A 20,729-nucleotide genomic window follows, 5' to 3' on the forward strand; every position below is an offset into this window, starting at 1 on the left:
ATCCTGTCAACGATTTGTGGCAGGGATCGGCTGAAGACTGCCGGAGGAAACCATGCCCCTGCCTCGCCGTGCCCTGATCGGTGCCGCCGCGGCCGCGCCGCTGCTGCCGGGCGCCGCCCGCGCCCAGGCCCGGCCCTGGCCGACGCGTCCCGTGCGCTTCATCATCCCCTTCGCCCCCGGTGGTCCGGTGGAGGTCCCGGCGCGGCCGATCGCGGACCATCTGGGGCAGCGGCTGGGACAACCCTTCATCGTGGAGACGCGCCCCGGCGCGGGCGGGGCGCTGGGCATCCAGCACGTGGTCGCCAGCAATGACGGGCACACGCTGCTCTTCACCACCTCCTCCGTCGCGATCCTGCCGGCGCTGATGCGCGATCCGGGGTATGATCCGTTCCGGGACCTTGTGCCGATCACCATGATCTCGGACGCGCCGATGGCGCTGCTGTCGCGGCCGGACGGGAAGGTGCGGGACCTGGCTGACCTGATCGCGCGTTCCCGGGCGCAGCCGGGAAGCGTGTCCTTCGCGTCGTCCGGCACCGGCTCCACGACGCATCTGGCGGGGGAGCTACTGAAGGCGCGGGCGGGGGTCGAGCTGCTGCATATTCCCTATCGCGGGGCGGGGCAGGCGGTGAACGCGCTCTATGCGGGGGATACGGACCTGCTCGTCACCGGGCTGATCGAGACCATCCCCCATGTGCGGGAGGGGCGGCTGCGCGCGGTCGCCGTCACCTCGGCGGAGCGGAGCCCGGCGCTGCCGGACGTGCCGTCGCTGGCAGAGGTGGCGCCGGGCTATGCGATCACGATCTGGTACTGCCTGTTCGGGCCGCGCGGGACGCCGGATGCGGTCGTGACCCGGATCGCGGAGGAGGTGGCGCCGCTCGCGCAGGGCTCCCTTCTGGCGCAGCGGCTGGAGGATTCGGGGGCGAAGCTGCTGCTGACCGGCCCCGGCCCGCTGACCGAGCGGATGCGGGTGGAGGTGCCGCAATGGAAGGACATCGCGGAGCGCGCGAACATCCGGCAGGAGTGAACCGCCCGGGCGGCCTCGCGTTGCCCGGCGGCGAGGCGGAGGACGGAGCATGGCGGAGCCGCGGCGGGTGGCGCTGGTCACGGGCGGCGCGCGGGGGATCGGGCAAGGCATCGCCCGGCGCCTGACGGCGGATGGCTGGCACGTGGTCACGGCGGACAAGGCTGCCGCGGGAGATCCGGCGGATGCCATGCGGCATGTGCGGACCGACATCTCCGACGAAGCCGCGGTTCGCGCGCTGGTAAACGGGATCCGGAAAGAGGAGGGGCGGCTCGACGGATTGGTCTGCAACGCCGGCATCATGGTGCGAAAGCCACTCCGCCAACTGGAACTGGCCGACTGGTCACGGGTCATCGCGACGAACCTGACCAGCACCTATCTTCTTGTCCGTGCGGCCGAAGACCTGCTGCGAGCGGCGAAGGGCGCGGTCGTCACCATGGCTTCCACTCGCGCGCGGCAGAGCGAGCCGGATACGGAGAGCTATGCGGCGTCCAAGGGCGGGCTGGTGGCGCTGACCCATGCTCTGGCGATCAGCCTCGGGCCGGATGTGCGGGTGAACGTCGTGTCGCCCGGGTGGATCAACGTGGAGGATTCGGAGCCCTCCGCGCGCGACCACGCGCAGCACCCGGCCGGGCGGGTGGGGCGGCCGGAGGACATCGCGGCGCTTACCGCCTGGCTGCTGGGACCGGAGAGCGGCTTCGTCACCGGGGCCGAGTTCGTGTCCGACGGCGGCATGACCCGCAAGATGATCTACGAGGAATAGACCGCGGGGTCCGGGGGCCACGTTTGGCCCCCGGCGGGGCAGGGAACCTGCGGCTTCCGCCTCGGGTCAGGGGGCAGCGCCCCCTGTGCGAAGCAGGGTTTGCATGGAGGCCATCGCGCGCTTCGCCCTGTCTGCCGGCGGCAGCGCGGCCATGGTCCGGACGGGTGCCTCAACCGTTAGTGGGATTCCGGGCGGGAGGGCCGCGACGAGTTCCGCCAGGGGCAGTTCGCCGTCGCCGGGCAGAAGGCGGCCGCCGATCGCCTCGGCGCGGCGCTCGGTCATCGGCGGGGAGGCCAGGGGCGCGTCGCAGAACTGGGCGTAGGGCAGGAGATCGGGCGGCACCGCGCGCAGGTCGGCGGGCGCGTGGCCGGCGCGGGCGAGGTGTAGGGCGTCCACCAGCACGCCGGCGTTCGGCGCGCCGGTGTCGCGCAGCAGGGTGAGGGCGTCGGGCAGGTTCGCGACGGCGCAGTAGGTGATGAATTCCAGCATCACCGTCATCCCGTAGGGGCGGGCCATGCCGCAGAAGGCGGCGAAGTGGTCGCTCAGGCGGGCGGGATCAGGGTCGTGGCCGACGGTCAGCACGTAGCGGGCGCCGAGGCGGGCGCCGGTTTCCAGCACGGGGTGGAGCGCGGCGGGGTCGGTATCGGCGCGGAGCCAGACGGCCTCCACATCTAGGATCTGCAGGCCGGTGTCGCGGAGGCGGCGCTCGGCCTCTCGCAACAGGGGCTCGTCACCGATCACGGGATCGAAGGGATCGGTTGGGAGCGGGGCGTGGATGCGGGGGCTGGCGTGGGTGAAGCCGGCTGCCGCGGCGTGGGTGATGAGGTCCGGCAGTTTCTGATCGAGCAGGGTGAGGTGCGCGATCGAGAGGGCGCGCGCCGTCACGGCGTCCCCGCCGGCATCAGCCCGCGCCCGCCCAGCAGGCCGGAGGCGATGCCGCCGCCGAAGCCCATGGCCCGGCGGGCGAAAAAGTTCTTCAGGCCGGGGACGCGGTCCACCGCGGCGATGCCGAGGCGGCGCGCGATGCGGATGGGGGCGAGGTCGTTGCCGAAGAGGCGCTCCAGCGCGTGGGTGGCGCCGAGCATCAGGAGGGAGTCCGGGCGCCGCGCGGCCTGGTAGGCGGCGAGGAGGGCGGGGGCGCCGGGGTCGGCGTTCGCGTTGTGAGCCCCGATCAGCAGTTCCGCGAGGGCGGCGACGTCGCGGAAGCCGACGTTCAGGCCCTGGCCGGCGATGGGGTGGATGCCGTGGGCGGCGTCCCCGACAAGGGCGAGGCGGGTGTCGGTGAAGCGCATCGCCTGCATCGCGCTCAGCGGATAGGACCAGCGGCGGCCGACGATGCGGAGGGCGCCGAGGTGGTCGCCCATGCGGCGCGCGACCTCCCGGGCGAAGGCGGTGTCGTCCATGGCCAGGAAGCGCTGGGCGAGGGCGGTGCGCTCCGACCACACGATGGCGGATGCGTGGGGGAAGCCGGCGCGGACGGCGTCGGTCAGGTCGTCCTCATGGCCGGGCATGGCGTCGTTCAGCGGAAGCTGGGCGAAGGGGCCATTGGGCAGGAAGGCCTCCAGGGCGCTGCCGCCGTGGGGGCGTTCGTGGGCGACGGCGCAGACGATGCCGGTCTGGTGGTAGTCCAGGCGGGAGACGCCGATGCCGGCCGCGGCGCGCAGGGAGGAATTGCGGCCCTCCGCGGCCACGGCCAGCCGGGCCCGGACGAGGCGGCCATCGGAAAGGCGCGCTTCGACACCCTCCGCCGTGCGGGTGACGGCGGCGGTGACAGGGGCCAGGACCCGGGCCTGGGGCAAGGCCGCCAGCCGGGCGTTCAGCGCGACCCGGAGGGAGCGGGCCTCCACCATCCAGCCGAAGGCCTCCTCCCCGGCCTCCTCCGCCTCGAAGTGGAGGTGGAGGGGGGAGGCACGCTCGCCCGGGCGGCCGTCGCTGACCCGGATCCGGCGGATGGGGCAGGGCGGGGCCGGCAGGACATCCCACAGACCCGCCGCAGCCAGAAGATTCCGGCTGGTGAGGGCAATAGCATAGGCGCGGCCGTCAAAGGCCGGCAGTTCCATGGGCGGCAGGGGCTGGGCGTCGACCACCGCGACCGGCACGCCGGCGGCGGCCAGGGTCACGGCCAGGGTGGCGCCGACCGGGCCGGCGCCCACCACCAGCACCTCCGCCTCCAGCACCTGGCCGGGGGGGGCGTCTTTCTGCGGGGTCATTCCGTGTCCTGCTTCCAGGGAGGCTGATTTGCCCATCATTTAGGCAGATGTGGCGCCAATACCACCGGGTCGGCGGCCCAAGCCATGGCACGGGCTTCGCATCGCACGCCCCCGCAAAGCGGAGAAGGGGGCCGCACGCATGAAGTTGGTCATGGCGATCATCAAGCCGTTCAAGCTCGACGAGGTGCGCGAGGCGCTGACGCCGCTCGGCGTGCAGGGGCTGACGGTGACGGAGGTGAAGGGCTTCGGCCGGCAGAAGGGACAGACCGAGATCTACCGCGGCGCGGAGTACCACGTCTCCTTCCTGCCGAAGTTGAAGATCGAGGTGGCCGTCCCGGCCGAGCTGGCCGACGCCGTGGTGGAGGCGATCGCCACCACCGCCCGCACCGGCAAGATCGGGGACGGCAAGGTATTCGTCATGGACTTGGAGCGGGCGCTGCGCATCCGCACCGGCGAGACGGACGGAGCGGCGCTCTGATGATTGGGGGAAGCACGATGAAGCGGAACGTCCGCACCCTGGCCTGGACGGCGGGTGCGATGGCCCTGATGGCGGGCGCGGCCTGGGCGCAGACCACGCCGGCCACCCCGGCGCCGGCGCCGGCGGCCGATCCGGTGGTGAATGCCGGCGACACGGCCTGGATGCTCACCTCCACGGCGCTGGTGCTGATGATGACGGTGCCGGGCCTGGCCCTGTTCTACGCGGGCATGGTCCGCAAGAAGAACGTGCTGGCGACCATGATGCAGTCCTTCGCGATCACGGCCATCATCACGGTGGTCTGGATGGTCGCCGGCTACTCCATCGCCTTCGGCGAGGGCGGCAAGTATTTCGGCGACCTGTCCAAGGTGCTGCTGCGCGGCATCGCGGAGAACTGGGACAAGCCCTTCACCCTGGGCACGGGCGATTCGGCGGTGGCGACCACCATCCCCGAGAGCGTCTTCCTGATGTTCCAGATGACCTTCGCGATCATCACCCCGGCGCTGGTGACGGGCGCGATCGCGGACCGGATGAAGTTCTCGGCCCTCGTGCTCTTCACGGTGCTCTGGTCGCTGCTGGTCTACTCCCCGGTCGCGCACTGGGTGTGGCACCCGAATGGCTGGATCTTCGCCCTCGGCGCGCTCGACTTCGCGGGCGGCACGGTGGTGCACATCAACGCGGGCGTCGCGGGCCTCGTCGCGGCCATCGTGCTCGGAAAGCGCACGGGCTACGGGCACGACAACATGTCGCCCTTCAACCTCGCTCTCGCGGTGATCGGCGCCTCCCTCCTGTGGGTGGGCTGGTTCGGCTTCAACGCGGGCTCCGCGGCGGCCGCCGGCGGCCGTGCGGGCATGGCGATGCTGGTGACGCAGATCGCGGCGGGCGGTGCCGCCCTCTCGTGGCTCTTCGCGGAGTGGATGGGCAAGGGCAAGCCCTCCGTCCTCGGCGCGATCTCCGGCGCGGTCGCCGGCCTCGTCGCGATCACCCCGGCGGCGGGCTTCGTGCTGCCGGTGCCGGCGCTGATCATCGGCGTGATCGCGGGCCTGGCCGGCTTCTGGGGCGCCACCGCCCTGAAGCACTGGCTGGGCTATGACGACAGCCTGGACGCCTTCGGCGTGCACGGCATCTGCGGCATCGTCGGCGCGATCCTGACGGGCTGGTTCTCCTACGGCGCGCTCTCCGCCACGACTGCCACGCCGGAAGGCACGGTCGGCGGCGTGCCGCAGCTGATCATCCAGTGCTACGCGGTGGCAGCGGTCTTCGTCTTCACGGCGGTCGCGACCTTCATCCTGCTGAAGGTGGTGGACGTGATCGTCGGCCTCCGCGTGACGGAGGAAGAGGAGCGCGAGGGTCTGGACGTCTCGCTGCACGGCGAGCGGTTGGGCTGATCCTTCCGCCTTCGGGCGGCGGTCAGGGGCCCCGGCGGAGCGATCCGCCGGGGCCCTTTGCTTGCGTGGCGGCCGCGGGCGTGCTGTCCCGCAGCCGGAGCTGGCGCTCAGCGCCCCGATCGGCCATGGCCGATCTTCTGCGATGCGGAGACGGGCATGAGTGCCACCACGGCGGAGGTTCTGGTCATCGGCCTCGGCGCGTTCGGCAGTGCCGTGCTCTGCCAGCTTGCGCGGCGCGGGGTGCGTGCGATCGGGATTGATCGCTTCCGCCCGCCCCATGCGATGGGGTCATCCCATGGGGAGACGCGGATTACCCGCCTCGCCGTGGGGGAGGGCGCGGCCTACGCGCCCCTGGTCCGCCGATCCCACGCCATCTGGCGGGAGCTGGAACGGGAGGCCGGCGAGGCGCTGCTGCACGAGACCGGCGGCCTGATCATGGCGCCGCGGGACAGCCGGGCGAACCATCATGGGCGCGAGAACTTCGTCCGCCGCACGATCGAGGTGGCGGAGCGCTTCGACATCCCGCACGAGGTCCTAAAGGCCGACGAGATCGCGGCGCGCTTCCCGCAGTTCGGGCTGCGCGGCGACGAGATCGGCTATTATGAGCCGAGCGCGGGGTTCCTGGCGCCGGAGCGCTGCATCGCGACGCAGCTTCACCTCGCGCAGCGCCACGGGGCCGTGCTGCGGCTGGAGGAGCGCGTCCTGGAACTGCACCAGGACGGGGATGCCGTGCGGGTCGTCACCGATCGCGGCCGGCTGGAAGCGGCGCGCTGCGTGCTGACGGCCGGGGCGTGGCTGCCGGGCCTGTCCACCGGCCCGCTGAAGACGCTGCCTCGCGTTCATCGCCAGACGCTTCACTGGTTCGCGGCGGGCGAGGCGGCTGCCTATGCCCCCGGCCGTTTTCCCGTCTTCATCTGGATGCACGGTGATAGCGAGACCGATTATTTCTACGGCTTCCCCGGCGCGGCAGGCGGGGATGTGAAGGTCGCGACCGAGACCTATGCGCGGAACGCCGACCCCGATCTCGTGGACCGTTGCGTCACGTCCGCGGAATCGATGTGGATGTACGAACAGCACGTGGCCGGCCGCCTGCGCGGCGTGACCGACCGCGTCACCCGCGCCGCCGCCTGCCTCTATACCGTCACGCCAGATTCGGGCTTCGTGGTAGACAACCCGCCGGGAGGGGACCGCATCCTCGCCCTCTCCGCCTGCTCGGGGCACGGCTTCAAGCACTCGGCCGGGCTGGGGGAGGCCGTGGCGCTGCGCGTGATCGGAGAGCCGCCAACGGCCGACCTGGCGCCCTTCTCCTTGGACCGCTTCGCGCTCGCGCGCGGTTAGGACAGGGTCTCGCTGCCTCTTCGGCTTGAGCTCAAGCCTGCGGGCTTGGAGCCCTGGTCTGGCAGTTGCTAGGCTCGCCGTTGTTCAGAGGATGCGCCGGCGAGCGCCAGGCGCGACCGCCAGGACCAGCCTGGCAGGAGGCCGACCGATGCTCACCCGACGATCCGCGCTCTCTCTTCCTGCGCTCGGTATCGCTGCCACGTGCCCGATCCCCGCGACGGCCGCCAGCAAGGAGCTGCGGTACCGGCTGATCGAGGATCCTGAATCCCTCTACAGCGGCCAGAGCGTGTCGCTGACGGTAAACACCGCTCTCAATTTCCTGCACGACCGGCTGATCTACCTGGACGCGCAGGGACGGCCCCAGCCCTGGCTGGCCGAATCCTGGTCTTTCAGCGAGGACAGCAAGCAGATCACCTTCCGGCTGCGGTCCGGGACGAAGTTCCACGACGGCACGGACTTCGATGCCGCGGCGGCGAAGGCGCATTTCGACAGCATCCTCGATCCGCGCCTGGCCTCCCCGGCCCGCGGCACCATCGCTCCGCTGGAGAGCTGCGACGTCGTCGATCCGCTGACCATCCGGGTGAATTTCAGCCGGCCCTTCGCGGCCGCCCTCATCCTCTTCGCGGCGCCGACCTTCGGCTTCAACTCGCCGACGGCGGTGCAACGGGCGGGGCGGCAGTACGGGCGTCGGCCCGTGGGCACCGGCCCCTACATGTTCCGCAGCTGGTCGGCGGGCAGCGAGATCGTGCTCGTCCGCAATCCCCGCTACCGCCAGCTCCGTGCGGACGCGGTCAACAAGGGCGCCCCCTTCGCGGACCAGATCACGCTCAGCGTCCTGCCGGAGGAAGGCGTCGCCTTCTCCGCCCTGCAAACCGGCGAGCTGAGCGCCGCCGAGCTGCAGACGGACACGGTGGAGCGCCTGAGCCGCGACCGCCGCTTCGCGGTCGTGCTGGATGAGAAGGCGAAGAACCTCTTCTTCCTCGAATTCTCCTTCCGCCCGCCCTTCGACGACCGGGCGATGCGGGACGCGATCAGCCACGCCATCGACCGGGAGGCCATCCTCCGCGCCTCCTACAGCGGCTACGGCGTGGTGAACCTCAACCCGCTCTCCAGCGGCATCCCCGGTTACGATCCGGCGATCGGCGCGAGCCACGGCACGCCCTATGACCGCGCGAAGGCCGCCGCGCTGCTGGACGAGGCCGGCTGGCGCCCCGGCGCGAACGGCATCCGCGCGAAGGACGGGCGCGAGGCGCGCTTCGCCCTTCGCTCCTACGCCAGCCCGCAGACGGATCGTGCCCTGGCGGTGATCCAGAGCAACCTGTCCGCGCTGGGGATCCAGGTCTCCGTTTCCACGGGGGACTGGGGCACCTTCTACCCCTCCCTGCTGCGGGAGGGCTGGGACATGGCGCTGAACCGCTGGACCTATAGTGACCCGCAGGTGATGACGAACCTGTTCCGCCCACCCGGCCACCGCCGCAACCTGCCGGCAGATGCGGAGCTGACGGCGACGCTGAACGCCGTGGAGTCCACTCTTGATCCTGATACGCGCGACCGGCACGTGAAGGACGCGCAGCGCCTGCTGCTCGAACGGCGCCTCACCGTGCCGATCCTGACCAGCCACAACGTCACGATCATCCAGGCCGGGCTGCAGAACTACAAGCCGGACTACCTCAACTGGGTGATCCCCGGCGACGTGCGCATGGGGGACTGGTGAGCCGCTACATCCTCCGGCGCCTTCTGATGGCGGTGCCGGTGGTGATGGGCATCCTCCTCGTCACCTTCCTCATCCAGGCCGTGATCCCGACCGACGCGGTCAGCGCGATGTATGAGGGCCAGGTGACGGAGGACGAGGCGGCCGAGGCGATGGCTGTCATGCGGGAGCGCTACGGCCTGGACCAGCCCTGGTACGTGCAGTTCGCCCGCTACGTGGGCAACGTGGCGCAGGGCGACTTCGGGGAATCCATCCGCCTGCGCCGCCCGGTGTCCGAGGAGATCGGCTACCGCTTCGTCAACACGCTCTGGCTGACCGGCGCCTCCCTGCTCATCGGGATCGGGGTGGGCGTGCCGCTCGGTATCCTCTCCGCCGCGAAAAAGGACACCCCGCTCGACATCGCGGCGATGACGGTCGGGCTGTTCGGCATCTCCATGCCCGCCTTCTTCTTCGGGCTCCTGCTCATCCTCGTCTTCGCGGTCTGGCTGCAATGGATCCCGGTGGTCCCGCGCGGCGGCGCGGCCCTGCTGCTGCCAGCGCTCACGCTCGGGCTGATCGAGGCGGCGCCGCTGTCGCGCATCGCCCGCTCCGCGATGATCGAGATCCTGCGCCGCGACCACATCCGCGCCGCGCGGTCCCGCGGCATGGGCGAGTTCTCCGTCATCCTCCGCCACGCCCTGCCCGGCACGCTCCTCGCGGTCATGACGGTCATCGGGCTCCAGTTCGGCAACCTGCTCGGCGGCGCCTTCATCATCGAGGTGATCTTCGGCTGGCGCGGCATCGGGGAACTGGGCGTGAAGGCGATCCAGTGGCGGGACTTCGCGCTGACGCAAGCCATCATCCTCATCAGCGCCGGGGCGCATATTGGCGCCAACCTGATTGTCGACGTGCTCTACGCCTGGGTGGACCCGCGGGTGGACTACAACTCGTGAGCCTCGCGCAGGGCGATCCGGATGCGGTCGTGACCACGGCCCCCTCAGTCACGGCAGAATCCGCGCCGCCCCGTGCCCGGCGGGGCGGACTGCGCTGGGCGCTTGGGCGGCTGGCGCGGAACCCGTCCGCCCAGGCCGGGGGCGGCGTATTGCTCCTGATCCTCTTCTGCGCGGCCTTCGCGCCCTGGATCGCGCCGCACGATCCCTATGCCGTGGACACGCTCAGCCGCTTGAAGCCGCCCAGCGCCGTGAACTGGCTCGGCACGGACGAGGTGGGGCGCGACCTCGCCAGCCGCCTCATACACGGCACGCGCTACTTCCTGCTCATCTGCCTCACCGCCGCCTCCATCTCCGCGGGCTGCGGCATCGTGCTCGGGCTGCTGGCCGGCGCGGGACCGCCCTGGGCGGATACGGTCATCATGCGCCTGACCGACATGCTGCTGGCCTTCCCCTACATCCTCCTCGTGCTCGCCATCGTCGCGATCCTCGGGCCCAGCCTCTGGACGGCCATGGCGGCGGTCGGCATCGCCGGCATCCCGGGCTATGCGCGCCTCATCCGCTCCGTCGCGCTGACGGTCAAACGAGAGGAGTATGTGGAGGCCGCCCGCGCCCTCGGCGCGAGCGAGACGCAAATCATCTGGGGCACCATCCTGCCGAACACGATCTCGCCGCTGGTGGTCTATCTCTCCTACGCCACGCCGATCGCGGCCCTGTCCGCCGCGGCCCTGTCCTTCCTCGGCCTCGGTGCGCAGCCACCGGCGCCGGAATGGGGGGCGATGCTGGTAAATTCCCGCTCCTTCCTCTTCACCGCGTGGTGGGCCGTGGCGGCGCCGGGGCTGACGATCTTCGTCGCCATCCTGTCGATGAACCTGCTCGGCAACGGGCTCCGGGACGTGCTGGACCCGCGCGATGCCTGACGCCTCGGGCGGCGAAGCGCCGCTCCTCCAGATCCGCGACCTCCGCACGCATTTCGGGCGCGGCGAGGGGGCCGTGCGCGCCGTCAACGGCGTGGACCTCTCCGTGCGCCGCGGCGAGGTGCTGGGGATCGTGGGCGAATCGGGCTGCGGCAAGACGGTGCTCGCCTTGTCTATCCTCCGCCTGATCGAGCCCCCCGGCCGAATCGTCTCGGGCGAGGTGCTCTTCGACGGCGCTGACATCCTCGCCATGCGTCCCCGCGCGCTGAACGCCTGGCGCGGCCGCGACGTCGCGATGATCTTCCAGCAGCCGAAGGCCAGTCTGGACCCGATCATGCGCATCGGCGCCCAGATCGCGGAGCCTCTGCGCCTGCGCGGCGGCCGCGGCCGCGCGCAGGCCTGGGCGGAGGCGGTGGAGCTCCTCGCCGCCGTCGGCCTGCCCAACCCGGAGGAGAAGGCGCGCGCCTACCCGCACGAGATCTCCGGCGGGCAGGCGCAGCGCGTGATGATCGCGATCGCCCTTGCCCTGCGTCCCCGCCTGCTGATCGCGGACGAGCCGACGACGGCGCTCGACGTCACGGTGCAGGCGCAGATCCTGGAGCTGCTGCGCGCCCGCTGCAGGGAACTTGGAACCGCCCTCATCCTCGTCACCCACGACATCGGCGTGATCGCCGAGATGGCCGACCGCGTCGCCGTCATGTATGCGGGCCGCGTGGTGGAAACGGCGCCGGCGCGACAGATCCTGCGCGATCCGGCGCATCCCTATACGCGCGGCCTGCTCCGCTCCGCCCCGGTCATGGGGGCACCCCAGGCCCGGCTGCGCGAGATTCCAGGCGGCATTCCCGATCTCTCGCGCCCGCTGCGGGGCTGCGCCTTCGCCCCGCGCTGCGATGGGCGCCCCCTGGCGGGCCCCGAGCGCTGCGACGCGCAGGTGCCGCCGCCCTTCCTGCCGGAACCTGGACATCAGGCCCGGTGCTGGCTCCAGGCCGCCGCCCCCGCCGCCCAGCCCGCACCCGCCACATGGTCGTGACTGCCCCCGCCAAGCCGGGCGTGCCGCTGCTGCGCGCCGCCGGCCTTGTCGTCCGCTTTCCCGTTCGTGCCAGCCTCATGGGCCGCTCCACCGCCTGGGTCCGCGCGGTGGATGGCGTGGACCTGACCCTGGCGGCCGGCGAGACGCTCGGCCTTGTCGGCGAGTCCGGCTGCGGCAAGTCCACGCTCGGCCGCACCCTCCTCGCGCTGCGCCGCGCCGACGAGGGCACGGTGGAGATCGAGGGGCAGCGCGTCTTCGATCTGTCGCCTGCCGCCCTGAAGGGGCTGCGCCGCCGCGCGCAGATGGTGTTTCAGGACCCCGTCGCCTCGCTTGATCCGCGGCGCACCGTCGGCGGCTCCGTGCGCCTCGGGCTGGACCTGCACGGCATCGGCACGCGGCGGGAGCGGGAGGCGGCGGTCGCCGCCACCCTGCGCCGCGTGGGCCTGCGGCCGGAGCACGCGGAGCGCTTCCCGCACGAGTTCTCCGGCGGCCAGCGCCAGCGCGTGGGCATCGCCCGCGCCCTCATCCTCGAACCGCACCTGCTGATCTGCGACGAGCCGGTCTCGGCCCTCGACGTGTCGGTGCAGGCGCAGATCCTGAACCTGCTGAAGGACATCCAGGCGGAGCGCGGGCTGGGGATGGTCTTCATCTCCCACAACCTTGCCGTCGTGGAGCACATGGCCGATCGCGTCGCGGTCATGTATTACGGCCGCATCGTGGAACTGGCGACGCGGGACGCGCTCTACGCATCGCCGCAGCATCCCTATACCCGCGCGCTGCTGGCTGCCGTGCCCTCGCCCGATCCGGAGCAGCGCCGTGACCAGGCCGCCCCGATGGGCGAGCCGCCCGACCCCGCGCGCCTGCCGGAAGGCTGCCGGTTCCGCTCCCGCTGCCCCCTGGCCATGCCGCGATGCGCCGCCGAGGAGCCACCCCTGCTGGACCTCGGCAACGGTCACCGTGCCGCCTGCTGGGCCGCCAACGCCGCCTGAACCAAGAACCCTGAGGACGCCTGCTTCGTGACCGACCTGGACATCGCCCTGATCGAACGCCGCGTGGACGCGGTGCTGGCGCCCTGGACCGCGGCCGGCGGTCCCGGGATGACGATCGGCGTCCTGCTGGACGGGCGCCTCGCCGTGCACCGCCACGCCGGGTTCGCGAGCCTGGAGCATCGCGTGCCCATCGGTCCCGCGACGCGCTTCCGGATCGCCTCCGTCTCCAAGCAGTTCACCTGCGCCGCGATCCTCATGCTGGCGAAGGAGGGCAGGCTGTCGCTGGAGGACGAGGCGCGCCAGCACTTGCCGGAACTGCCGGCCTACGAGCAGCCCGTCACGATCGCGCATCTCATGCACAACACCTCCGGCATCCGGGACATGCTGGAGATCATGCGGCATGGCGGTGGCGACCTCGGCACCCCGATCCGGCTGCAGGACTTGATCGACGGTATCACGCGCCAGCGCACGCTGAACTTCACTCCGGGCACGCGTTTCCTCTACAGCAACTCGAACTTCCTCCTGCTCGGCCTGATCGTGGAGCGACTGTCCGGCGAGAAGCTGGAGGACTTCCTGGAGAGGAGGATCTTCGCCCCGCTCGGCATGCGCGACACGCGCATGACGCCGAACGTGTCCGAAGCGATTCCGAACCTCGCGACCGGCTACTTTCCGGATGGACCGGGCCGCTGGACCCGCGCCGCTCACGCCTTCCCACTGCACGGGGAGGGTGGGCTCGTCTCCTCGGTGACGGACCTCGCCCTCTGGGCCCGCAACGCCAGCACGCGGCGCCTCGGCGCCGAGTGGCTGGACGAGTTGCCGAAGCAGACGCCCTTCACGAACGGCACGGTCAACCGTTACGCCCGCGGCCTCGTCGTGCGGCCTTATCGCGGGCTGGAGACGGTGAGCCATGGCGGCCTCTGGCCCGGCTACCGGACGGAGTTCCTGAAGGTTCCGAGCCTGGACCTTGCGGTCATCGCCATCTGCAATGCGGGCGACGGTGACCCCAACCTCGCCGCCCACAAGGCGCTCGACGCCGTGCTGGACGGAAAGCCCGGCGTCCATCCGGTGCCCAGCCTGCTACCGAAGGAAGCGCTGGAATCCCTCGTTGGCCGTTACATCGACCCGGTGACGGCGGCCACGCTCGACATCGGCCTGTCGCCGGAGGGCAAGCCGACCCTCGCCCTCAATGGCCTGACCGTGGCGGCGGAGGCGACGGAGGATGGGCGCCTTGCCTCCTCGCGCAGCAGCAGCGTCTTCATGGTCCGCCCCGCCGGCCCCGATGCGGTGGAGGTGGAGCAGGATGCCGGCGTCACCGGCCTCTGGCGCCGCGTCCAGCCCGGCGCGGCGCTGCCGGAGGGCCTGCCTGGCACCTATCGCAGCGATGAGATGGCGACGACCTGGACGGTGACGGAGTCCGACGGCAAGACCCTCGTCCGCGCCGCCGGTCCCGTGGTCAACGGCCCGGACTGGGAGGTGGAGCCGATCGCGGACGACGTGGTCCGCCTCCACATCCCCGGCACGCTGATGAAGGGCTGGCTCGATGTCCGCGTCCTGCGGGACGGTGGCGTGACGGCGCTGGAGACGAGCGGCGGGCGCGTCAAGCGGGCGCTGTACCGGCGTGTCGAGGACGCGGCATAAGAGTCGCTTGGAGGACGTCTGGCAGCCTGGAACACGCGCGACCTGGGATGGGCCGCGCATCGCCGCCGGCGGCATCGCCGAAAAGCACGCGGGGCACCGGACTCGTCTTCCGGAGCCTCGCGCGTGCTCACCGGGTCTCAGGGATCACTCATCTCGCGCCATCGAGGCCAGCTGCGTCTGGTCATCCGGACCGGAATCTACCGCCAGCCGGGCGCCCGCGGCTTCTGCGTCCTGACCCTGAGATCCTCGAAGGTGGTGACCAAGCCGTCCCAGAAATCGTCGATCAGGTCGCGATTCGCCATCACCCAGGCCGACACCTGCTCGAAGTCCCGCTGCGCGAGGCCGCCACTCACCTGAAGCAACATCGGCTCGACGGCCAGCACCGTGAGGCGATCGGGGTCGAAGCGCGTGCCGGGGGTCGCGCCGATCACGATGTTCTCGTCCCCGCGTCCCCGACGAAGCCAGATCACGACCGGGAGGCCGGTGAGATGGTGGGGCAGGCTGACCTGATCCTGGGAGATCAGCGTGGAGCGATCCTCCGGAGGAGGCGTCAGCTCCGCCTGCTCCGCGGCGGATCGGGGAGCAACGCCCGGTGTCGGTGCCTCCACCGGCTCCTGCCCAGTCGGCTCATCCGCAACGGGGAGTTTGAGCGTGGCGTGATCGCCGAGGCCGGGGCCAACCTCAGCCTCCGCGTCTGAGACCGGCGTCGCCGGGTGATCCGACGTCGGGACAACGGGCTCGTCGCGGCGGTCCGCCGCAGCGGCGTCATCCTGGATCGTCCCCGATCCTTCCTCTCGCCGGATGCTCACGCCCGCCTCCGTGGAGGTCGCTGCCCATGACGGGGCAGCCGCAACGGCGGCCTGGAGCGCTTCCTCGAAGCCGGACCGGAAGGCTGCGACCGGCTGCGATCCGCGTCCGAAGCGTTGCTGGATGTCGGCCCAGCCCTCTGCATAGGAAGCGTCGCTGTCCGACCGTCCTGCCTGGGCCATCCAGGCATAGGCGTCCAGCGCCTCTGGCATGTCCCAGAGACGCAGGACCGCGCCGCGATTCAGGGGAACCGCACTGGCGAGCAGGCTGGAGAGAAAACGGCTGTTGAGCCGGATACTCGGTCGCCATCCGGCATCACCCTGCGGGCGGCGTCCGCGCGCGTCGAACATGAACAGTTCAGGACCAGACACGGAGACGGCCACCCGACCGGACAACAGGCGGTCCAGCTGCGTGGCAAGATCCCGAAGCGCCGGAGCGTCCAGCTCGAGGCCGAGCCTCACGGCCCAGGCGGACGGGCTCTCACCGAGATCCACCACCGGGCTCTTCGTGCGGAACGCGACATCGCAGATCTGCATCAGGACGAGGCGCAGGAAACGGCCGCTCGGGACCTGGAGTCCCTCGCCGGGCTCCATCCGCACCATCGTGGCGCCGATCTCCCGCTGCCAGGTCTCCCTGGTCGCCCGCAAGGGCAGGGCGAGGCCGCAGAAAGCGCGGTGCTGCCAGAACACGTCATCCGTGCGCGGCGCCGCCTCGCCCGCCTTGGCTGGGCACGGATCGCTGATGAAGTTCATGCTTCTGTACGCTCAGCTTCGGACGTCGGGGGTGGCGCGAGCACAACGGCATCCAGGCGAAGGAGGCTCGCAAGACCGTCCGGGAAATAGGCGCGGACGGCCCTGGGCACAATCCCCTGCTGCAAGACGCCCGGCCCCCGGCCGCCGGAATGGCCCTGGGCCGCATCACGCAGGCAAGCCCCGCGACCAGACTCAAGGACCCCGTGCGGCGCCCGGAATGATCTCGGCCGCGGGCATGCGGTGACATCCCGAAGGGGAGCGCCGCGCCTTTCCCGGAATGGACAAGTCACTCTCGGGAACGCCATCGTCGTCCAGATCTCTGGTAACCGTTCCTAAGACGAGATGCCCTCATCCTCCGCCGCCCGGCGTCCAGCCGCATCGGCCGTCTGCCGGACGGACCTTCGCGCCGCACCCCACATCCGGCATGGGAGGCCAGGGCGCGGCGCGCTCAGGCCGTGCCGGGCCGATCGGCGACCGAAACCTCCGCCTCCCGGTCCCAGGAATCCGCCGTGCCCCGCGACAGTTCGAGCTTGCGGACGCGCTGGGTCGGGGTGCGCGGGAAGTCGTCGACGAAGGCGACGTAGCGCGGGAGCTGGAAGCGCGGGAGGCGCGGCTCGCACCAGCGGATCAGCGCCCCGGCGGTCAGTGCGGCGCCGGCGGCGCGGCGGATGAAGACCTTGATCTCGTCCTCGCCCAGCGCGCTCGGAACGCCGACCAGGGCGACTTCCTCCACCTCGGGATGGTCGAGGAGCACGCGCTCCACCTCCCAGGCAGAGATGTTGATCCCGCGCCGGCGGACGGAATCCTTGGCGCGGCCGGCGAAGAAGAGGTCTCCGTCAACGTCCATGCGGGCGAGGTCGCCGGTGCGGAACCAGCCCTCGGGGTGCATCGTGTCCGCGCTCGCCGTCTCGTTGCGGAAATAGCCGCGGAAGTGCAGCCCCGGCTCGCGTGCGCGGAAGAGAAGCTCGCCCGTCTCGCCGCGCGGCAGCTCGTGGCCCTCGGGGTCGGCGACCTTCGCCTCGTACCAGGAGAGGGGGCGGCCGACGGAGCCGAGCTTTCCCGTCATGTTCAGGGTGGTGAAGGTGATCAGCTCCGACAGGCCGTAGCCCTCTCGGATCGTTACGCCGAAGCGGTCCTGCACCGCCTGCCAGATGTCGGCCGGGCAGCCGCCGCCCCAGGCGATGGAGACGCCGTGGTCGCGGTCATGCGGTCCCGGCGGCTGCTTCAGCACCATCGGCAGCACGCTGCCAAGGTAATGCACGCGCGCGGCGCCGACGGCCTTCGCGTCGGACCAGAAGCGGGAGGCGCTGAAGCGCTCGACCATGCCGAGTGTCAGGCGCCCCATCACGGCGGCGATCAGCACCGCCACGCCCGCGCCGTGGTGCATGGCCTCCCAGAAGAGGAAGGACTCGCCCGGCTTCGCCTGGGTCAGGTGCAGCAGGGCGATGGGGCCGGCGCGCAGGTTGCGGTCCGACTTCAGCACCCCCTTCGGCGCGCCCGTCGTGCCGGAGCTGGGGGTGATGGCGAGGATGTCGTCCGGGCCTGGTGAGACGGCCGGCGGCGTCGCATCCGCGTGCGCGAGAAGGTCCTCGAAGTGCGGGGCGCCGTCGGGGCCGCCCCGGCGCCAGACGATGTGTCGCAGGTTCCGTTCGGCCAGCACGGGCGAGAGCGCCTCGGCATAGGCCGCATCCGCGATCAGCGCGTTCACGTCGAAGGCCTGGAGGGGATAGGCGAGCGACGGTCCGACGAGTCCCGTGTTCACCGGCACGCGGACAAGCCCGATCTTGGCGAGGGCGAAGATGGCGATGACGTGGTCGGGATGGCTGGGCAGCATCAGTGCCACGCGGTCCCCCGGCCGCAGGCCCCCGGCGAGCAGCGCGTTCGCCAGCCGGTTTGCCGCGGCATCCACCTCGCCGAAGCGCCAGTCCCGACCTCCGGAGCGCAGGTAGACGCGCTCTGGCGACGCCTTCGCCTCCGCATCCAGAAGCTGGCGAAGCGTCGTGTCGCCCACGGGCGGAAGCTGGATCACGGTCGGGCCTTTCGGATCGGCGTCGTTGGCGACGGCGCGCCGCCGCGGCGACCATTGACACGGCGGCCCTAGCTCCTCAAGAATTCAATATAAAGTATCGAAATACGATATTATCCCGGTCGGCATCGGCTGCGAAGGCGGAGTTCCGGATGACCTTGCCCCTTTCTTCCCGTCCTGCACGGTTGGCGGAGGACGTCCTGACACAACTCGGCGTCGCGGCCGGTGCCTGGCAGGGTGGCGGCCGCCCCGTCCGCTCACCCATCACCGGAGAGATCATCGGCGGGGTGGCCGACAGCGACGCGGCCGCGGTGGCGCAGGCGGTCGCCCGGTCCGGCAAGGCCTTCCTGGCGTGGCGGGCCGTACCGGCGCCACGGCGCGGGGAACTGGTCCGCCTGCTGGGTGAGGAGCTGCGCGCGCACAAGGCGGCGCTCGGCCGGCTGGTGACCATCGAGGCCGGCAAGGTGCCCTCGGAAGGCGAGGGCGAGGTGCAGGAGATGATCGACATCTGCGACTTCGCCGTCGGACTCTCCCGGCAGCTCTACGGCCTCGTCATCGCGAGCGAGCGGCCGGACCACCGCCTGACGGAGCAGTGGCATCCGATGGGGCCGGTCGGGATCATCACCGCCTTCAATTTTCCCGTCGCCGTGTGGTCCTGGAACGCGGCGCTGGCCCTTGTCTGCGGCAATCCCGTGCTCTGGAAGCCATCGGAGAAGACGCCGCTGACGGCGCTTGCGGTGCAGGCAATTTTTGACCGTGCGGCCGAGCGGTTCGGCGGCGTGCCGGACGGCCTGTCTCAGGTGGTGCTCGGCGGGCGGGAGGCCGGCGAGGCCCTGGTGGAGAATCCGGGCGTGGCCATCGTGTCCGCCACCGGCTCCACCGCGATGGGACGCATCGTCGGGCAGCGGGTCGCGGCGCGGTTCGGCCGCAGCATCCTGGAACTGGGCGGCAACAACGCCAGCATCGTCGCCCCGAGCGCCGACCTCGACCTGACGCTGCGCGCGGTGGCCTTCGGCGCGATGGGGACGGCGGGGCAGCGCTGCACCACGCTGCGCCGGCTGATCGTGCATGAGGCGGTCTACGACTCGCTGCTGCCGCGGCTGAAGCGCGTCTACGCGGGCGTCTCGATCGGCAATCCGTTGGAGGCGGAGGTGCTCGTCGGACCGCTGATCGACGGCGCGGCACATGAAGGCATGGAGCGGGCGCTGGAGGCCGCGCGTTCAGCAGGCGGCACCGTTCATGGCGGCGGGCGCGTGGCGGTCGCGGGCTGCGAGGGCGCTTTCTACGTGCGCCCGGCGCTGGTCGAGATGCCGGCCCAGGCCGGGCCGGTGCTGGAGGAGACCTTCGCGCCCATTCTCTACGTCCTGAAGTACCGGGAACTGGATGAGGCGATCGCGCTGCAGAACGGCGTGCCGCAGGGCCTCTCCTCCTCGATCTTCACGAATGACCTGCGGGAGGCGGAGCGCTTCCTCTCCGCGGCCGGCTCCGACTGCGGCATCGCCAACGTCAACATGGGGCCGTCGGGCGCGGAGATCGGCGGCGCCTTCGGCGGTGAAAAGGCGACGGGCGGCGGACGCGAGAGCGGCTCCGATGCCTGGAAGGGCTACATGCGGCGCGCGACGAACGCCATCAACTATGGCCGGACCATGCCGCTGGCCCAGGGCGTGCGCTTCGACGTGGCGGCCGAGGAGGAGGCGAGCGAGGCGCCGGCCACGGCCTGAGCGCCGCCGGGCCGGCTGACGCGAATGGGCAAGCTGGACCAGGTCGCGGCCGCGATCGGCGGGATCACGGCGGCCCAGCCCTTCGTGACCGGCTGGTCCCTACGCGACGTGACGACCGGCGACACCGCAGGCCAGCGCCGGGACGTGCCCACGCCCTCGGCCAGCACGCGCAAGATCCTGTTCCTGATGGCGGCGCTGCGGGCGGTCCACTCCGGCCGGCTGCGGCTGGACCAGCGGCTGGTGGCGGGTCGCCACCTGATGCAGGGCGCGCCGTCCGGCGTGCTGTACTACATGACCCCCGGCTTCTCCCTCACGCTGCGGGACGCCTTGGTGCAGATGATCATCTGCAGTGACAACGTGTGCACCGGGCTGCTGGGCGAGTTGATGCCGGCCGAGGAGTTCCAGGACTTCTGCCGCCAGGCCGGCATGGTGGGGACGGTGATCAACCACGCCGTCCCGCCGCGGCACATGCCCGTGGAGGCCGACTTCGACTTCGTCGCCCAGACCACCCCTGACGATCAGGTCCTGCTGATGGGGATGATCCTCGATGGCAGCACGGATCCGGCGGTCGCGGCCCGCATGGGCGTGACGCCCGGGCTCTGCCGCTTCGCGCTGGAGGTGATGGGCTGGCAGACCCTGCGCGGCAGCATCCCCTTCTTCCTACCGCAGGGCACGAAAGTCGCCAACAAGACCGGCACCGGCCGCCACGGCAAGATGGATGTCGGCCTCGTCTACCGAGACGGCCGGCCGCTCTTCATCCTGGCCGCCTACACGCATGGCGTGCCGGCGGCGATGCCGAACGGAATGCCCGGCCATAGCGTGGCGGCGATGACGATCGCGCGCATCGCGCGCGTTGCTTGGGACGGTATCCCATAAGCCGCCCCGGCCACCGGGTCATCTGACCTCGGCCGTTCCGATTGTGGTTGACGGCGCGAGGCCATGCCCGGAAAATCAATAGACGATATCGTAATTCAATAACTTTCGCCGCACACGCCAACTCCGACCGGATGTGTT

Annotated in this window: 17 protein-coding genes; 13 read left to right on the plus strand and 4 right to left on the minus strand. The window is 71.1% G+C overall.

Translation table 11 applies throughout. The features are described 5' to 3' along the window. Window positions 1–52: 52 nt before the first annotated feature. Together ACP6CK_RS22425 and ACP6CK_RS22430 are read left to right on the plus strand one after the other, a co-directional pair. Window positions 53–1,024 (plus strand): Bug family tripartite tricarboxylate transporter substrate binding protein, encoded by a 972-nt coding sequence (locus tag ACP6CK_RS22425; RefSeq protein WP_426955537.1) that lies wholly within the window; start codon window positions 53–55, stop codon window positions 1,022–1,024. A 49-nt stretch (window positions 1,025–1,073) separates the two neighbouring features. Further along, on the plus strand, window positions 1,074–1,784 hold the full coding sequence (locus ACP6CK_RS22430; RefSeq protein ID WP_426955538.1) for an SDR family oxidoreductase: 711 nt from the start codon (window positions 1,074–1,076) through the stop codon (window positions 1,782–1,784). A gap of 66 nt (window positions 1,785–1,850) precedes the next feature. Here the strand turns inward: ACP6CK_RS22430 and ACP6CK_RS22435 are convergent, their stop codons facing one another. Further along, window positions 1,851–2,669 carry a sugar phosphate isomerase/epimerase family protein gene (locus tag ACP6CK_RS22435; RefSeq protein ID WP_426955539.1) on the minus strand — a complete coding sequence of 273 codons (819 nt, stop codon included), beginning with the start codon at window positions 2,667–2,669 and terminating at the stop codon, window positions 1,851–1,853. Continuing rightward, window positions 2,666–3,994 carry an FAD-dependent monooxygenase gene (locus tag ACP6CK_RS22440; protein ID WP_426955540.1) on the minus strand — a complete coding sequence of 443 codons (1,329 nt, stop codon included), beginning with the start codon at window positions 3,992–3,994 and terminating at the stop codon, window positions 2,666–2,668. The genes ACP6CK_RS22435 and ACP6CK_RS22440 overlap by 4 nt, the downstream gene beginning before the upstream one ends. A gap of 139 nt (window positions 3,995–4,133) precedes the next feature. Here ACP6CK_RS22440 and ACP6CK_RS22445 point away from each other — a divergent pair, with 139 nt between their 5' ends. From ACP6CK_RS22445 to ACP6CK_RS22485, 9 genes are all read left to right on the plus strand, one after another. Continuing rightward, window positions 4,134–4,472, plus strand: a complete 339-nt coding sequence (locus ACP6CK_RS22445) for a P-II family nitrogen regulator (RefSeq protein WP_426955541.1) — start codon at window positions 4,134–4,136, stop codon at window positions 4,470–4,472. A gap of 17 nt (window positions 4,473–4,489) precedes the next feature. Continuing rightward, entirely contained in the window at window positions 4,490–5,857 is a 1,368-nt protein-coding gene (locus tag ACP6CK_RS22450) for an ammonium transporter (RefSeq protein ID WP_426955542.1), read from the plus strand. Window positions 5,858–6,013: 156 nt separating this feature from the next. Continuing rightward, window positions 6,014–7,195, plus strand: coding sequence for an N-methyl-L-tryptophan oxidase (solA, locus tag ACP6CK_RS22455; protein WP_426955543.1), 1,182 nt, complete (start codon window positions 6,014–6,016; stop codon window positions 7,193–7,195). A gap of 148 nt (window positions 7,196–7,343) precedes the next feature. Further along, window positions 7,344–8,909: an ABC transporter substrate-binding protein gene (locus ACP6CK_RS22460; protein WP_426955544.1), complete on the plus strand. Its 1,566-nt coding sequence runs from the start codon at window positions 7,344–7,346 to the stop codon at window positions 8,907–8,909. Continuing rightward, window positions 8,906–9,838 (plus strand): ABC transporter permease, encoded by a 933-nt coding sequence (locus ACP6CK_RS22465; RefSeq protein WP_426955545.1) that lies wholly within the window; start codon window positions 8,906–8,908, stop codon window positions 9,836–9,838. Before ACP6CK_RS22460 ends, ACP6CK_RS22465 begins: the two co-directional genes overlap by 4 nt. Continuing rightward, window positions 9,835–10,755 (plus strand): ABC transporter permease, encoded by a 921-nt coding sequence (locus ACP6CK_RS22470; protein WP_426955546.1) that lies wholly within the window; start codon window positions 9,835–9,837, stop codon window positions 10,753–10,755. The genes ACP6CK_RS22465 and ACP6CK_RS22470 overlap by 4 nt, the downstream gene beginning before the upstream one ends. Next, window positions 10,748–11,782 carry an ABC transporter ATP-binding protein gene (locus ACP6CK_RS22475; RefSeq protein ID WP_426955547.1) on the plus strand — a complete coding sequence of 345 codons (1,035 nt, stop codon included), beginning with the start codon at window positions 10,748–10,750 and terminating at the stop codon, window positions 11,780–11,782. Before ACP6CK_RS22470 ends, ACP6CK_RS22475 begins: the two co-directional genes overlap by 8 nt. Further along, a complete protein-coding gene (locus tag ACP6CK_RS22480) occupies window positions 11,773–12,771 on the plus strand; it encodes an ABC transporter ATP-binding protein (RefSeq protein WP_426955548.1) in 999 nt (332 codons plus the stop codon). The genes ACP6CK_RS22475 and ACP6CK_RS22480 overlap by 10 nt, the downstream gene beginning before the upstream one ends. Before the next feature lie 27 nt (window positions 12,772–12,798). Then, window positions 12,799–14,409 carry a serine hydrolase domain-containing protein gene (locus tag ACP6CK_RS22485; protein WP_426955549.1) on the plus strand — a complete coding sequence of 537 codons (1,611 nt, stop codon included), beginning with the start codon at window positions 12,799–12,801 and terminating at the stop codon, window positions 14,407–14,409. Window positions 14,410–14,606: 197 nt separating this feature from the next. Here ACP6CK_RS22485 and ACP6CK_RS22490 read toward each other — a convergent pair whose 3' ends face one another. Both ACP6CK_RS22490 and ACP6CK_RS22495 read right to left on the minus strand, forming a co-directional pair. Further along, complete coding sequence (locus ACP6CK_RS22490) at window positions 14,607–15,968, minus strand: hypothetical protein (RefSeq protein WP_426955550.1); 1,362 nt, start codon at window positions 15,966–15,968, stop codon at window positions 14,607–14,609. A 448-nt stretch (window positions 15,969–16,416) separates the two neighbouring features. Beyond that, on the minus strand, window positions 16,417–17,997 hold the full coding sequence (locus ACP6CK_RS22495; RefSeq protein ID WP_426955551.1) for an AMP-binding protein: 1,581 nt from the start codon (window positions 17,995–17,997) through the stop codon (window positions 16,417–16,419). Window positions 17,998–18,146: 149 nt separating this feature from the next. Here ACP6CK_RS22495 and amaB point away from each other — a divergent pair, with 149 nt between their 5' ends. Both amaB and ACP6CK_RS22505 read left to right on the plus strand, forming a co-directional pair. Further along, on the plus strand, window positions 18,147–19,715 hold the full coding sequence (gene amaB / locus ACP6CK_RS22500; protein WP_426955552.1) for an L-piperidine-6-carboxylate dehydrogenase: 1,569 nt from the start codon (window positions 18,147–18,149) through the stop codon (window positions 19,713–19,715). Window positions 19,716–19,739: 24 nt separating this feature from the next. Continuing rightward, the gene (locus ACP6CK_RS22505; RefSeq protein WP_426955553.1) at window positions 19,740–20,591 is read left to right on the plus strand and encodes a serine hydrolase; all 852 of its coding nucleotides are present in this window, start codon (window positions 19,740–19,742) and stop codon (window positions 20,589–20,591) included. Window positions 20,592–20,729 lie beyond the last annotated feature (138 nt).

It is taken from the genome of Muricoccus radiodurans (assembly GCF_050154705.1).
GTDB classification, from domain to species: Bacteria; Pseudomonadota; Alphaproteobacteria; order Acetobacterales; family Acetobacteraceae; genus Roseomonas; species Roseomonas radiodurans.

Bases quoted from the DNA above. Each gene is read 5' to 3' on its own strand.
- ACP6CK_RS22440 (WP_426955540.1), bottom strand. From the start codon at position 3,994: ATGACCCCGCAGAAAGACGCCCCCCCCGGCCAGGTGCTGGAGGCGGAG.
- ACP6CK_RS22445 (WP_426955541.1), top strand. From the start codon at position 4,134: ATGAAGTTGGTCATGGCGATCATCAAGCCGTTCAAGCTCGACGAGGTG.
- ACP6CK_RS22480 (WP_426955548.1), top strand. From the start codon at position 11,773: ATGGTCGTGACTGCCCCCGCCAAGCCGGGCGTGCCGCTGCTGCGCGCC.
- ACP6CK_RS22430 (WP_426955538.1), top strand. From the start codon at position 1,074: ATGGCGGAGCCGCGGCGGGTGGCGCTGGTCACGGGCGGCGCGCGGGGG.
- solA (WP_426955543.1), top strand. From the start codon at position 6,014: ATGAGTGCCACCACGGCGGAGGTTCTGGTCATCGGCCTCGGCGCGTTC.
- ACP6CK_RS22425 (WP_426955537.1), top strand. From the start codon at position 53: ATGCCCCTGCCTCGCCGTGCCCTGATCGGTGCCGCCGCGGCCGCGCCG.
- amaB (WP_426955552.1), top strand. From the start codon at position 18,147: ATGACCTTGCCCCTTTCTTCCCGTCCTGCACGGTTGGCGGAGGACGTC.
- ACP6CK_RS22505 (WP_426955553.1), top strand. From the start codon at position 19,740: ATGGGCAAGCTGGACCAGGTCGCGGCCGCGATCGGCGGGATCACGGCG.
- ACP6CK_RS22475 (WP_426955547.1), top strand. From the start codon at position 10,748: ATGCCTGACGCCTCGGGCGGCGAAGCGCCGCTCCTCCAGATCCGCGAC.
- ACP6CK_RS22490 (WP_426955550.1), bottom strand. From the start codon at position 15,968: ATGAACTTCATCAGCGATCCGTGCCCAGCCAAGGCGGGCGAGGCGGCG.
- ACP6CK_RS22460 (WP_426955544.1), top strand. From the start codon at position 7,344: ATGCTCACCCGACGATCCGCGCTCTCTCTTCCTGCGCTCGGTATCGCT.
- ACP6CK_RS22450 (WP_426955542.1), top strand. From the start codon at position 4,490: ATGAAGCGGAACGTCCGCACCCTGGCCTGGACGGCGGGTGCGATGGCC.